This is a genomic window from Tepidamorphus gemmatus, from assembly GCF_004346195.1.
GTDB lineage: Bacteria > Pseudomonadota > Alphaproteobacteria > Rhizobiales > Tepidamorphaceae > Tepidamorphus > Tepidamorphus gemmatus.
This window is the reverse complement of the sequence record NZ_SMAK01000001.1, coordinates 109989-124346: the sequence shown is the minus strand read 5'-3', so window position 1 is coordinate 124346 and position 14358 is coordinate 109989. Positions and strand designations below refer to the sequence as shown.

Genomic DNA, 14358 nt, shown 5'->3' with positions numbered 1-14358 from the left:
GGACCGCGGCGCGATGCCGCGGTCCCGCCAGCGGCCGTTACTGACGGCATTCCTCGGTGCGCGCCGGCCAGGGAGCATTCTTCGCGACATACTCCTTGGCGGCAGCTTCCAGCAGCGGCTGCACGACGTCGGTCATCGGCGCGAACCACTCGGAGACCTGCACCCACTTCTGGCCGTCCCATTCGGCGATGTAGACCGGATGGTGGCCATTGTGATCGGTGCAGGTGACCTTGATCGGCGGCGCGAAACCTTCCAGTCCGATCTCCTTCCAGCGCTCCTCGGAGATTTCGAGATTCTCCAGACCGATCCGCATGTCGGCGGCGTCGATCACCTTCTTGCCGGTGATCTCCTGAGCGACGCGGATCGCCTCGGCCATCAGCACCGAGTTGTAGACGCCGCGGTTGTACAGGTTCTCGCCGAGCATGGAGGCAGGTGTCTGCGACTTGCCGGTGTCCACCAGCAGCTTCTTGATGTCCTGGATCGCCTGGAACCCGTCGCCGACACCCTGCAGGTTGACCGTCTTGTAACCCTTGGCCTGTTCGCCGCCGGCGCGGGCGTCATCGTCCCCACCCGACCACCACACGCCGATGAACTTGTCCATCGGATAGCGGATCTTGACCGCTTCCTTGACTGCGGTCGGGTTCATGGCGCCCCATCCCCACATCACCATGTAGTCGGGCTGGTCACGGCGCACGTTGAGCCACTGCGACGACTGGTTCTGCATCTCCTGGGCGGGAACCGGATATTGCAGCAGCGTGAAGCCGTAATCCTTGGCGAGCTGCTCGAGCAGCGGGATCGGCTCGCGGCCATAGCCGGCGTCCAGGAAGATGTAGCCGATCTTCTTGCCGGAGAGCTTGTCGAGACCGCCTTCGCGCTCGGAAATATACTTGATGATGGCCGACGCGCCGTCCCAGTAGGTTGCCGGCGGATTGAAGACCCACGGGAACACCTCGCCGATCGCCGAGGCGGAGAGGCCGTAGGCCATCGATAGCACCGGGATCTTGTCGACAGCGGCCTTCGGGATCACCTGCAGGGTGATGCCCGTCGAGTACGGATTGATCACCAGTGGGTTCTTGGCCTTCACCGACTCGTAGCACTCGACGCCCTTCTGGGTGTCGTAACCCGTCTCGCATTCCTCGACGACGATCCTGACGCCGTTGATGCCGCCGTCCCGCTCGTTGAGCAGATTCAGGTAGTCGGACATGCCGTTGGCGATCGGAATGCCCGAACCGGCGAACGGACCCGTCCGATAGGACAGGAGCGGAATGTAGACCGTATCCTGCGCATAGGCCTCGGCGGTGAAGCCGCCCGCCAGGGCAATGGCGGCAATCCCCAACAGGGATTTCCTCAACCTCATGTCGTACCTCCCAGATGGCCAATGGCCGTTTGTCGTTGTGGACCACGTCTTCCCGGCACCCCGGGCCTGGTCCGATGCCCGGTGCCGCTTGGCTGCCGGCCGCCAGCGGCCGGCCGGATGTGCGTCAGGCATAGGGGAACGGCCAGACGCGAAGCTTTTCCTTGGCGATCTGCCACAGTCGGGCGAGTCCGTGCGGCTCGACGATCAGGAACAAGATGATCAGCGCGCCGATGATCATCTGGGTCAGATGCTCGACGGTTTCCGCTCCGATCTGGATACCGACCGAGGGCAGCACCAGCCGCAGCACCACCGGTAGCGCCCAGATGAAGGCCGAACCGAAAAAGCAGCCGATCAGGCTGCCAAGCCCGCCGAGGATCGCCATGAACAGGATCTGGAACGACAGGCTGATCGCGAAGGCCGATGCCTCCGCGGCGCCAAGCCAGAAGAACACCATCATCGCGCCGGCGACGCCGCAGATATAGGACGACACCGCGAAGGCGGAGAGCTTGGCGACCAGAGGTCTGACGCCAATCAGTTCGGCGGCGATGTCCATGTCGCGGATCATCATCCAGCTGCGACCGATCCTTCCCCTGAGAATATTCTTCACGATGATCGTCATCGCCACGACGATGGCGAGCACGACGAAATAGCGCACGAACGGCGTCGCAGCCGGCCCGGTGAGCACCACGCCGCCGAAACCGGTCCGCTCGGGCACCTCTATCGCGCCGGAATGGTTGTAATTGTAGAGCCAGGGGATGCGGATGAAACACCATTCGAGGAAGAACTGCGCCGCCAGCGTCGTCACTGCCAGGTAGAGGCCCTTGATCCGCAGCGACGGCAGGCCGAACACCATCCCGATCCCCGCCGAGAACAGTCCCGACAGCAGCACCAGCACGATGATGTTCACATCCGGGAAGAAGGTCGTCAGCTTGTAGCAGGAATAGGCACCCACCCCCATGAAGGCGCCGGTGCCGAGCGACAGCTGGCCGGCATAGCCGGTCAACACGTTGAGCCCGATCGTCGCCAGCGCGAAGATCAGGAACGGGATCATGATCGAGGCCAGGACGAAGTTGCTGGCGAAGAAGGGGATCGCCACCGCCACCGCCAGAATGACCATCACCCCGATTCGATCCTGCAGGATCGGGAAGACAGCCTGGTCGGCTTCATAGCTGGTTTTGAACTGGCCGGCTTCGCGATAGAGCATGCTTCAGATCCTCAAACCCGTTCGATGATCCGCTCGCCGAATAGGCCCTGCGGCCGGAACAGCAGGAAGATCAGCGCGATGACGTAGGCGAGCCAGCTCTCGATGCCGCCGCCGACCAGCGGGCCCCAGTAGATCTCGCCGATCTTCTCGCCGATGCCGATGATCAGGCCGCCGACGATGGCGCCCGGAATCGAGGTGAAGCCGCCGAGGATCAGCACCGGCAGCGCCTTGAAGGCGACGATCTCCAGCGCGAAGGAGACGTCCGAGCGCGCCCCCCACATGATGCCGGTCGCCAGCGCGACGATGCCGGCAGCGAACCAGACGATCACCCAGATCTGCTCGAGCGAGATGCCCACCGACAATGCCGCCTGGTGGTCGTCGGCAACCGCCCGCAGCGCGCGGCCGATCCGCGTCTTGTTGAAGAACACACCCAGGGTCGCGACCATGATGATGGCGATCACGGCCGCCGCGATGTCAATGTGCTGGAGGATGACCAGCCCGCCGAGCACGTCGATCGCGGTCGATCCGGTCGGCAGTCCGAGCTGCGCGGTGATCATCACCTTCGGATTGCCCCCGAACACGAACTCTCCGAGCCCGATCAGGAAGTAGGTCAGGCCGATCGTGGCCATCAGCAGGATGATGTCGGGCTGGTTGACCAGGTGCCGGAAGATCACCCGCTCGACCGCCACCGCCAGCACGCCCATCACCGCGATGGTAAGGATCAGCGCCACATAGGCCGGCAGGCCGAGCGCGTGGAGCCCGACCAGGGTCAGCGCGGCAAAAACGACCATAATGCCCTGGGCGAAGTTGAACACGCCCGAAGCCTTGAAGATCAGCACGAAGCCGAGAGCGATCAGCGAATAGAGGACGCCGGCGACGAACCCCTCCCAGATCACCTGCAGGAAGAAGTCCGGCATCCCCGCCATCTGCACGAAGGGGTCGACCAGGATGCGGTAGAGAAGGTCCATCGTCCGAGCCCCCTAGTGCGCGACGCCGAGATAGGCGTCGATGACGTCCTGGTTCGACTGGACGGCATCGGGCGTGCCGTCGGCGATCTTGACGCCGTGATCGAGCACCACGACACGGTCGGACAGATCCATCACCACCCCCATGTCGTGCTCGATCAGTGCGATCGTCGTGCCGAGCTGCTGGTTCACGTCCAGGATGAAGCGGCTCATGTCCTCCTTTTCCTCGAGGTTCATGCCGGCCATCGGTTCGTCGAGCAGCAGCAGCTCCGGCTCCATCGCCAGCGCACGGGCGAGCTCGACCCGCTTCTGCAATCCGTAGGGCAGCCGCCCGACCGGTGTCTTGCGGATCGCCTGGATCTCGAGGAAATCGATGATCTCCTCGACCTTTTGGCGATGCTCCACCTCCTCGCGTTGGGCCGGCCCCCAGTACAGGCACTGCCAGAAGAAGCCGCGGTGCATCTTCAGCGTGCGCCCGGCCATGATGTTGTCCAGCGTCGTCATGCCGCGGAACAGGGCGACGTTCTGGAAGGTGCGGGCGATCCCCTGCATCGCCGCCTCGTACGGCTTCATCTTCGACCGTCGGTTGCCGCGATAGGTGATCACGCCCTCCTGCGGATGATAGAAGCCGTTGATGACGTTGAGCATCGACGTCTTGCCGGCGCCGTTCGGGCCGATGATCGCGCGGATCTCGCCGCGCCGGATGTCGAAGGACACGTCGCGGATCGCCTTCACCCCGCCGAATGACAGCGAGATGTTCTCGACCGCCAGCAACTGTTCGCCCGTTGCCTGATCGCTCGGAGCCCTCATTCCGCGGCCTCCTTCTGCAGTAGCGGGCCGTATGTCTCGACGTCCCTGATCTTTACCCGCGCCCGGATCACGCCCTTCCGCCCATCCTCGAAGGTTACCTCGGTCGCAATGTCCTGTTCGCTCGCTCCGCCGTAGAGCGCGTCGATCAGCGGCTGGTATCGCTCGGCGATGAAGCGGCGGCGCACCTTCTGGGTGCGCGTCAGTTCGCCGTCATCCGCGTCAAGCTCCTTGTGAAGGATCAGGAAACGGTGGATCTGCGACCCCGCCATCTTCGGTTCTGACGCAAGATCACGGTTCACCTCGCGCACATGCGCCTCGATCATGTCGTAGACCTGATCCATCCCTGCGAGCTCCTGGTAGCTTGCATAGGAGATGTTGTTCCGCTCGGCCCAGTTTCCCACCGCCGACAGGTCTATGTTGATCATCACCGTCACGAATTCGCGCTGATTCCCGAAGGCGACAGCCTCCTTGATGTTCGGATAGAACTTGAGCTTGTTCTCGATGTATTTCGGCGCGAACAGCGTACCGTCGGCGAGGCTGCCGACATCCTTGGCCCGGTCGATGATCCGCAGATGCCCCTCATGATCGAAGAAGCCGGCATCGCCGGTATGCACCCAGCCGTCATCGGTCTTGGTGGACCTCGTCGCATCCTCGTTCTTGTAGTAGCCGACAAAGACGCCCGGCGAGCGGTAGAGCACCTCGCCGGTGGCCTCGTCGATGCGGATCTCGACTTCCGGTGCCGGCTTGCCGACGGTATCGGCGCGGATCTCGCCGTCCGGCTGGACGGTAACGAAGACGCTCGCCTCGGTCTGCCCGTACAACTGCTTCAGGTTCAGACCGAGCGAACGGTAGAAGCGGAAGATTTCCGGCCCGATCGCCTCGCCGGCGGTGTAACCGACCCGCATCCGGGTGAGACCGAGCACGTTCTTCAGCGGCGCATAGACCAGGATGTGGCCGATCGCGTAAAGTAGGCGATCGCCCAACGGCACGCTGTCACCGTTCAGGATCTTCTCTCCGGAGCGCCGCGCGACCTTCAGGAAGTAATGGAACATGCGCCGCTTGATCGCGCCGGCGTCCTCCATGCGGATCATCACCGTCGTCAGGATGTTCTCGAAGATGCGTGGCGGCGCAAAGAAGAAGGTCGGCCCGATCTCCTTGAGGTCGGACAGCATCGTCGCCGGCGATTCCGGACAGGCCACGCAGAACCCCGACCAGTAGGATTCGGCATAGGAGAAGATGTGGTCGCCGACCCAGGCCATCGGCAGGTAGGCAAGGATCTCGTCCTGATCGGTCAGTCGGTCGAAGGTGCAGCCGATGCGCGCCGCCTCCACCGTGTTCCGGAAGGAGAGCATCACACCCTTGGGCTGGCCGGTCGTGCCGGACGTATACAGGATCACCGCGAGGTCGTCGGGTTTGCCCCGGGCGACGCTGGCTTCCCAGCGCGCGAGCGCCGACCCGTCCTTGGCCAGCACCTCCCGCCCCATCTGCTGAACCGCGCGGAACGGATGCAGACGGCTGTGGTCGTAGTCCTTGAGGCCGCGATCCTCGTCGTAGATGATGTGCTCAAGCCGGCTCAGTTCGCCCGACAGTGACAGGAGCTTGTCGACCTGCTCCTGGTCCTCGACAACGGCGAAGCGGGCCTCCGCGTGCTGCAGGACGAACACCATCTCGGCGGCGACGGAGTCCTGGTAGATCGGCACCGGGATCGCGCCAAGGCTCTGCGCGGCGCAGATCGACCAGTAGAGCGGCGGCCGGTTCGAGCCGATGATCGCGACCTTGTCGCCGGGCCTCAGCCCCAACGCCTCGAGACCGAGCGCGAAGGCGCGCACCTCGTCCAGCACCTGCGACCACGTCCAGGTCTGCCAGATGCCAAGATCCTTCTTCCGGATCGCGGGTCTTGCGCCGCGAACGCGGGCATTGCGGATCAACAGCTTCGGAAACGTGTCGTCAACGGATGCGACAGTGGTTTCGGCCATCCGCGTTTTCCCCACCTGAAAGGCCGCGCCGCTTTTTCGCGGCGCTTGTCGTATTGCTTAGACGTTACGTCCGACCGGCATCCCCGATCAAGCAGAAGGGCCCGATCGAGCTGAAGGGATACCGTTTCGGCCGCAACCAGTCGCAAATGTGGATCCAACGCGCCGTCATCCAGTTGACAGACAGGGCGGCCGTCGGTCATCTAGATGTGTCGGAGTGTGTTCGCGCCGTCATCAGCGCTCGCTCAGCGAGCTGGCGGACCATCGGGAGATGCGGCCCTCGTCCGCCCCGACATGTGCGACCTTGTGCGCTTCACCTTAAGGCACCGCGAATGTGCCGACTGTGCCAGCGTGGTGCGACAGTCCGGATGGCCCGCGACCTGCGACTATTCGCCGAAATGCTTGAGCCCATCGAGATCGAGGATGCCGATCCCGTCTGGCTCGACGCGCACCAGCCCCTCTTCCTCGAGCACCTTCAGGCAGCGGTTCGCCATCTGGCGTGACAGGCCGCTCAGCAGGCCGAGTTCCTCCTGGCTGATCTCCAGTCGGTTTCCGACACCAGGCGACAGCACCGGATTGCACAGCCAGGCGATACAGCGCGCAAGCCGTGTCGTCGCCTCGAAGCCACGGTCGTGGCCCAGCAGCGCGATGAACTGGCCCAGCCGCTCGTTGAGCTGGCGCACCAGGAACCGGTTGAACGGCGTGGAATTCTCGCACAGCCAGCGGAAGGTCGGCCCATTCAGCAGCGCCACCCGCGTCTCGCGCAGCGCAATGATATCGTACTGGCGCGGCTCGTCCTTGAGCACCGAGCCCTCACCGAACCAGCCGCCCTTGGTGAGCCCTGTATAGCTCACCGCCTTTCCGCCGGAGGTGAAATTGCTCATCTTGACGATCCCGGAGATCACCCCCGCCCAGGCATCGAAGCGGTCGCCGCGGTGGAACAGATAGGCACCGGCGTGGAGCTGCCTCTCGGTGATGCCGCGGCAGGCGCGATCCATCTCGCTCTCGGACAGCTCGCGCGACCAGACGGCGATCTCGTTCAGTCGCTCCGGGCTGATCACAGCATCTCCTCTGAGGTCAGGATTCACGCTGAGCGGCAGCGGCGGCGAGTATCGCGCCGCCGGCGGGGATGCTCAAGACGCCGGCGCGATGGCAGGATCGTGGCGTCGGACTATTCTGCCGCCTGCCGAGCCGCCGCGCCGCCGGACCTGAAACTGTCCAGCAGGGCGGCCTCTTCGGCCTTGGCCGCGGCGAGATGCCGCGCCTTGACTGGCCCGTAGCCGCGGATCTTTTCCGGGATCGAGGCGAGCGCGACGGCGATTGCATGAGTCGCTGGCGACAGCCCGGCCAGGATCTCGTCAAGCATCGCCTCGTAATCGGCGATCAGCCGCCGCTCGGTCCGTCGTTCGTGACTGTAGCCGAAGATGTCGAGCCGCGTCCCGCGCAGGCGCTTCAGCGAAGCCAGGATGCGGAAGCCGGTCATCATCCACGGTCCGAAGGTCGTCTTCTTCGGGCGGCCGGTGGCGGGATCCGGCTTGTTGGTCAGCGGCGGGGCGAGGTGAAACTTCAGACGGTAGTCACCCTCGAACGTGTCGCGCACGGCCTTGAGGAAGGTTCCGTCCGTATACAACCGCGCAACCTCGTACTCGTCCTTGTATGCCATCAGCTTGAACAGGTAGCGCGCAACGGCCTCGGTGAGCGCCGTCTCGCCCGGCATCGCCGCGGTCTCCGCCGCGCGAACCGTCTCGACCCGTGCGCGGTAGCGGCCGGCATAGGCGGAGTCCTGGTAGGCGGTGAGGAACCTGACCCGGCGCTCGATCATCTCGTCGAGCGTGGCCGAGATGTCGTGCACCGGATCGGCACCCTTGTCGGGTTCGGCGAGCTTCTCGACACCGGCCGGATCGACGGCAGCGCGGCGGCCCCAGCGGAATGCGGCGATGTTTTCGCGGATCGCGACGCCGTTCAGCTCGATCGCCCGCTCCAGAGCCTCCGCGCTCAGCGGCAGCCGTCCGAGCTGGTAGGCAAAGCCGAGCATGAAGATGTTGCCGAGGATGGCATCGCCGAGCAGCGCCGTAGCAAGCCCCGTGGCATCCACCGTGTGCACATGTCCCTGTCCCGCCTGCCCGCGGATCGCCCGCTTCAGCCGTTCGATCGGCAGCGTGAAGTTGGCGTTCTTGGCAAAGTCGCCGGGATAGGTGGCATGGGTGTTGACGACCACTTCCGTATGGCCCGGCCTCACCGAGGCCAGCACCTTCTTCGTTCCCGCCACGACGATATCGCAGCCGAGCACCAGCTCCGCCGCACCGGCCGAGACACGGATCGCGCTGATTGCCTCCGGACTATCGGCGATCTTGAGATGGGTCAGCACCGAGCCGCCCTTCTGGGCAAGGCCGGCCATGTCGATGATGCCGCAGCCCTTGCCTTCCAGATAGGCCGCCATGCCGATCAGCGCGCCGATCGTGACGACGCCCGTGCCGCCGACTCCGGTCACCACCACGTCGTAGGTGCCGTCGATCCGCGGCAGGTCGGGCACGGGCAGGTCGGAGACATCGACATCGCCGCCGCGCACCCCTGCCGGGCCCACCCCCTTGCGCAGCCGTCCGCCCTCGACCGTGACGAAGCTCGGACAGAATCCCTTCAAACAGGAGTAGTCCTTGTTGCAGCTCGACTGGTCGATCTGCCGCTTGCGGCCGAACTCGGTTTCCACCGGCTGGATCGCGACGCAGTTCGACTGGACACCGCAGTCGCCACAGCCCTCGCACACCAGTTCGTTGATGAAGATGCGCCGGGCCGGATCGGGAAACTGCCCGCGCTTGCGACGCCGGCGTTTCTCTGCGGCGCAGGTCTGGTCGTAGATGAGCACCGAAAGCCCGGGCACTTCCCTGAGGCTCTTCTGCACCTCGTCGAGCTCCGAGCGGTGATGGATGGTGGTGCCGGGAGGAAACGCCGTACCCGTCGGATACTTGTCCGGCTCGTCAGTGACGACGACGACCTGCCGCGCCCCTTCCGCGGCCACCTGCCGGGCAATCTGGTCGACCGTCAGACCACCTTCATGGCGCTGGCCTCCGGTCATCGCCACCGCATCGTTGAATAGGATCTTGTAAGTGATGTTGACCCCTGATGCCGCCGCCGCCCGGATCGCCAGATAGCCGGAATGATTGTAGGTACCATCGCCGAGGTTCTGGAAGACGTGCTTGCGCTTCGAGAACGGCGCCTCGCCGACCCAGTTGGCGCCCTCGCCGCCCATCTGGGTATAGCCCTCGGTCTGCCGGTCCATCCATTGCGCCATGTAGTGGCAGCCGATTCCGGCATAGGCACGGCTGCCCTCCGGTACCACCGTCGAGGTGTTGTGCGGGCAGCCGGCGCAGAAATATGGCGTCCGGATCGCCACGTCCTGGGTCTCGGCGAGCACCGCCTGGAACTTGCGGATCTCGGCGAGCCGTGCCGCCACCGCCGCATCATCGACGAAGCGCAGCACGCGCTCGCCGATCGCGATCGCGATATCGTTGGGGTCGAGCGCCCCCTTGCTCGGCAGCAACGTGCGGCCCTGTTCGTCGTGCTTGCCGACGATCACCGGGGCGTTCGCCATGCCGTAGAGCAGTTCCTTGAACTGCGTTTCGACCAGCGAGCGCTTCTCCTCGACAACGATGATCATGTCGAGACCGTCGGCGAAGCGACGGGCCCCCTCGGGCTCCAGCGGCCAGGGGCAGGCGATCTTGTACAGCCGGATGCCGAGCGCGGCGGCCCTGACCTCGTCGATGCCGAGATCCTCAAGCGCCTGGCGTACGTCGAGATAGCTCTTGCCCAGCGTCGCGATGCCGAGCCGCGGCGTCGTCCCGCCCTGCAGGATGATCCGGTCGAGCCTGTTCGCCCGCAGATAGGCCAGGACCGCATCGCGCTTGAAATCGTGGAGGCGGGCCTCCTGCAGGATCGGGTGATCGTTGATGCGAATGTTCAGGCCGCCGACGGGCATCTGGAAATCGGTGGGGGTGACGATCGCGACGCGATCGACGCGGCCGTCCACGATCGCCGTCGATTCGATCGTGTCCTTGACGCACTTGATGCCGCACCACGTCCCCGCATAGCGCGACAGTGCCCAGCCGTGCAGGCCGTAGTCGAGGATCTCCTGGACGCCGGCCGGGCTGAGGATGGGGATCATCGCATCGACGAATGCGAATTCCGACTGATGCGCGGTGGTCGAGGATTCGCATGTGTGATCGTCGCCCATCAGCGCGATCACGCCGCCATGCGGCGAGGTTCCGGCCAGATTGGCATGGCGGAAGACGTCGCCGGAGCGGTCGACGCCCGGCCCCTTTCCGTACCAGATGCCGAACACGCCGTCATAGGCACCGTCACCGCGCAGTTCGGCCTGCTGCGTGCCCCACAGCGCGGTGGCAGCAAGATCCTCGTTGAGGCCCGGCTGGAAGACGATGTCGTTGGCGCCGAGCAGCGTCCTTGCGCGGCCGAACGTCTGGTCGAGACTGCCGAGCGGCGAGCCGCGATACCCGGTGACGTAGCCCGCCGTGTTGAGACCGGCGCGCCGGTCGCGTTCCTTCTGCATCAGGGTGAGCCGCAGCACCGCCTGGGTGCCGGACACGAAGACACTGTCCTTGGTCAGATCGTACTTGTCGTCGAGGGTGACGGATTTCAGCGTCATCGCATTTCCTCCCGGCAGTCCTGCCGCCGGCGTTCTGCGGCCGGTCGGGATGGGGCAATGGCCATGATAGGTCAGTATGACTGACTTATAAAGATCGCTCGACGTATGCAGTGGCCACGACCATAGCACGCCGGCCACGTGCGACCACGGTCGGGACCACGGTTCGCAGGAGGCGCCGGCGCACCGGTTGCCGCGTCCGCTGTCGCTAACGCCCGTCGAGCGTCATCAGCGGTCCATAGAGGTCCGGTCGCCGGTCGCGGAAGATGCCCCAGGCGGCACGCCTGCCTGCGATGTCGTCGAGATCGAAGCTCGCCGTCAGCACGGTCTCGCTGGTGCGGTCGGCCTCGGCCACCTTCTGCCCCGTCCAGTCCGCGATGAAGGACGAGCCGTAGAACGTTATCGCGGTTCCCTTGCGTCCCGCCTCGGTACCGATCCGGTTCGAGGCGACGAGTGGCATCAGGTTCGCGCCGGCGTGCCCGCACATCACGGTCTGCCAGTGCGGCATCGAATCCCAGTCCGGATCGATCGGCTCCGAACCGATCGCGGTCGGATAGAGCAGGATCTCGGCGCCCATCAGCGCCATCGACCGGGCACACTCGGGGAACCACTGGTCCCAGCAGATGCCGGCGCCGATCCGTCCGAATTTCGTGTCCCAGACCCGGAATCCGGTATCCCCGGGGTTGAAGTAGTACTTCTCCTCGTAGCCCGGCCCCTGCGGGATGTGCGACTTGCGATAGAGGCCGAGCAGCGCCCCGCCCGCATCGACCATCGCCAGCGCGTTGTAGTGCGCGGCGTTGGCGCGCTCGAAGAAGCTGACCGGCAGCACGACATCGAGCTCGGCGGCAAGTTCCTGGAAGCGCCGTATGGTCGGATGGCCCTCGGCAGGGCGTGCCCGGGAGAAGTGCTCGGGCAGTTCGTCCTGGCAGAAATACGGGCCCTCGAACAGCTCCTGGATCAGGATGATGTTGGCGCCCCGCGACGCTGCCTCGCGGATCAGGGTCTCCGCGCGCGCGACGTTCTCCTCAATGACGTCGGTGCAGGCCATCTGGGTAGCGGCGACGGTGACGGTCCTCATGGCATCCTCCAGGTCGGGCGGGTCAGGTCGCCACCGCGCCCGGCGCCTCGGTTCGTGTGACGACGCCATATATGAGCACGGCAAGGCCGAAGGCGAGTACGGCTGCCGATCCGTAGAGCGCAGCCCGGAAGCCATAGCCGAGCGTCACCATGTAGCCGGCGATGACCGGCCCGAGCATCTGCCCCGCGCCGAAGCCTGCCGTCAGCACCGCGAAGCCCCGTCCGCCCGCACCATGGCGACCGAGCGGCAATGTCAGGGCCGTGATCGACAGGAACGTGCCGCCGAACATCACTGCGGCCGCAAGCGCCGCCAGTCCGGATCCGCTCGCCGCAGGGAGCAGCACGCCGGCGATCTGCACGACATAGGCGAGGATCAGCGACACCGCGAAGCCGAAGCGTTCGGCCAAAGCCGTCCACAGCACCGTGCTCGGCAGCCCCGCCAGGCCGACCACGACCCAGACCCAGTCGCCGATCGCCTCGGTCTGCGGCCTCGCCTTGACGATCGCCACGATGAAGGTCGCAAAGACGGAATAGCCCAGCCCCTCGCAGGTATAATTGACGAACAGCGGCCACAGCCTGAGCGGCCTGGGCCGTCGCCGGCCGGCACTGGCCCGGTGCGGCCGCGGCTCCAGCTCCCGCTCGATGAGTTCGCGGAAGATGAAGGGAAGCAGAAGCACGCCGATGCCACCGGCCAGCAGCCACATCTGCGCGGCGCTCAGGCCGCCGGCGAATTGTGCCAGCATCCCCGAAACGAGAATGCCCAGCCCGACGCCGCCGAAGTACCAGCCGATCCGTCCGGGCTCCTCGATCTTCGCCAGCGCCTCGGCAACCATTCCTGCCCCTGCGATCATCGCCAGCGCGCTGGCGATGCCCGATAGGGTGCGCAAGGCGATCCACATCGGGGTGCTGTCGGTCAGACCCATCGCGGCCGTCGTGGCGACGCTGCCGATCAGCGCCAGCCGGAACACCCACACCCGCGTCACGCCTGGAGCGAGCATCGACGCCGCGATCGAGCCGACCAGGTACCCGCCGAAATTCGCCGATGCGATCAGGCCAGCAACGGCCGCGTCGAAGCCGTATTCGCGCTGCATCAGCGGCAGCATCGGCGTGTAGTAGAAGCGACCGATGCCCATCGCCACCACCATCGCGAGGCAGCCGGCGACGAGCAGGCGGGTGGCCGGGCTCATCCGGCAACGGCCATCGGCTCTTGCTGGGTGATGCAGTGGATGCCCCCGCCGCCCTCGAAGATGCGCGTCGCGGGCACCTGGACGATCCGCCGATCGGGAAACAGGCGGGCAAACAGTCCGGCTACCACCTCGTCCTGCGGATCGTCGAAGCCGCACAGCACGACGCCGCCATTGACGAACGAGAAATTGACATAGGTCAGGGACAGCGGATCGCCGGCCGGCGTCGTCCTGGGCGCGGGCGCATCGACCTCGATGACCTCGAGCCGCCGCCCGGCAGCGTCGTGCGATGCCCTCAGGATGGCGAGGTTCTCCCGCGCCGTCTCGAAGTCCGGATGGGCCGGATCAGGCTGGCGATGCGCGAGCACGAGCCCTGGCTTCAGAAAGCAGGCGAGCGTGTCGACATGACCGTCGGTGCCGGTATCGCCACTGTCCGACCCGAGGCCCTTCGGCAGCCAGATCGCCTTGGTGGTGCCGAGCATCCCGTGTATCTCGGCCTCGACCTCGGCCTTCGTCCAGTTTGGGTTCCGGTTGGGATTGAGCTGCACGGATTCGGTGAGCAGCACGGTCCCCTCGCCATCGACATGGATGGCGCCGCCCTCGTTGACCAGCCTGGAGGCAAACCGCTCGGCGCCGGCCATGTCCGCGATCGCCCGCGCGACCAGGGCATCGCCCGCGCATTCGGGAAAGGTACGTCCGCCCCAGCCGTTGAATGTCCAGTCCACCGCGCCGAGCCGGCCGCCGGGTCCGATGAGGAAGGTCGGCCCCATGTCACGCATCCACGAATCGGTGATCGGCGTCACGGCGATACCGACACCAGCCTCGAGATAGGCGCGGGCCGCCTCTTCCATGCCGGGCGGAACCACCATCATCACAGGCTCGAAGGCGGCGATGGCGTTGGCGACGGCGGCCCAGGCGCGGTATGCGCCGACCGCTCCCTCGGAACCTTCGGGCATGTAGCTGCTGACCGGCCAGGCCATCCACGTGCGCCGGTGCGGTGACCATTCGGCGGGCATTCGGAAGCCGAGTTCGGCGGGGGACATGGGGCAGGCTCCGTCGCGGGGGAACTCAGTTCTAGCGCAGCCGCACCGCTCCACCTATCCTGCCGGCGGCATGGCCGCGCCGCGCCGGCAC

Annotated in this window: 10 protein-coding genes; all 10 read right to left on the bottom strand. The window is 65.6% G+C overall.

From position 1 onward, the window contains the following. Positions 1 to 37: 37 nt before the first annotated feature. On the bottom strand, positions 38 to 1357 hold the full coding sequence (locus EDC22_RS00570) for an ABC transporter substrate-binding protein (RefSeq protein ID WP_132804656.1): 1320 nt from the start codon (positions 1355 to 1357) through the stop codon (positions 38 to 40). 124 nt (positions 1358 to 1481) lie between these two features. After that, positions 1482 to 2561, bottom strand: a complete 1080-nt coding sequence (locus tag EDC22_RS00565; protein WP_132804655.1) for a branched-chain amino acid ABC transporter permease — start codon at positions 2559 to 2561, stop codon at positions 1482 to 1484. Positions 2562 to 2572: 11 nt separating this feature from the next. Beyond that, positions 2573 to 3529: a branched-chain amino acid ABC transporter permease gene (locus EDC22_RS00560; protein ID WP_132804654.1), complete on the bottom strand. Its 957-nt coding sequence runs from the start codon at positions 3527 to 3529 to the stop codon at positions 2573 to 2575. 12 nt (positions 3530 to 3541) lie between these two features. After that, positions 3542 to 4336 (bottom strand): ABC transporter ATP-binding protein, encoded by a 795-nt coding sequence (locus EDC22_RS00555; protein ID WP_132804653.1) that lies wholly within the window; start codon positions 4334 to 4336, stop codon positions 3542 to 3544. After that, entirely contained in the window at positions 4333 to 6312 is a 1980-nt protein-coding gene (locus EDC22_RS00550) for an AMP-dependent synthetase/ligase (protein ID WP_132804652.1), read from the bottom strand. The genes EDC22_RS00555 and EDC22_RS00550 overlap by 4 nt, the downstream gene beginning before the upstream one ends. 383 nt (positions 6313 to 6695) lie before the next feature. Next, positions 6696 to 7370 (bottom strand): Crp/Fnr family transcriptional regulator, encoded by a 675-nt coding sequence (locus tag EDC22_RS00545; protein WP_132804651.1) that lies wholly within the window; start codon positions 7368 to 7370, stop codon positions 6696 to 6698. A gap of 110 nt (positions 7371 to 7480) precedes the next feature. Further along, a complete protein-coding gene (locus tag EDC22_RS00540) occupies positions 7481 to 10984 on the bottom strand; it encodes an indolepyruvate ferredoxin oxidoreductase family protein (RefSeq protein ID WP_281048256.1) in 3504 nt (1167 codons plus the stop codon). 187 nt (positions 10985 to 11171) lie between these two features. Beyond that, positions 11172 to 12041 (bottom strand): N-carbamoylputrescine amidase, encoded by an 870-nt coding sequence (gene aguB, locus EDC22_RS00535; protein ID WP_132804649.1) that lies wholly within the window; start codon positions 12039 to 12041, stop codon positions 11172 to 11174. A 22-nt stretch (positions 12042 to 12063) separates the two neighbouring features. After that, positions 12064 to 13227 carry a YbfB/YjiJ family MFS transporter gene (locus EDC22_RS00530; RefSeq protein ID WP_132804648.1) on the bottom strand — a complete coding sequence of 388 codons (1164 nt, stop codon included), beginning with the start codon at positions 13225 to 13227 and terminating at the stop codon, positions 12064 to 12066. Next, entirely contained in the window at positions 13224 to 14267 is a 1044-nt protein-coding gene (locus tag EDC22_RS00525) for an agmatine deiminase family protein (RefSeq protein WP_132804647.1), read from the bottom strand. Before EDC22_RS00525 ends, EDC22_RS00530 begins: the two co-directional genes overlap by 4 nt. Between the last annotated feature and the right edge of the window lie 91 nt (positions 14268 to 14358).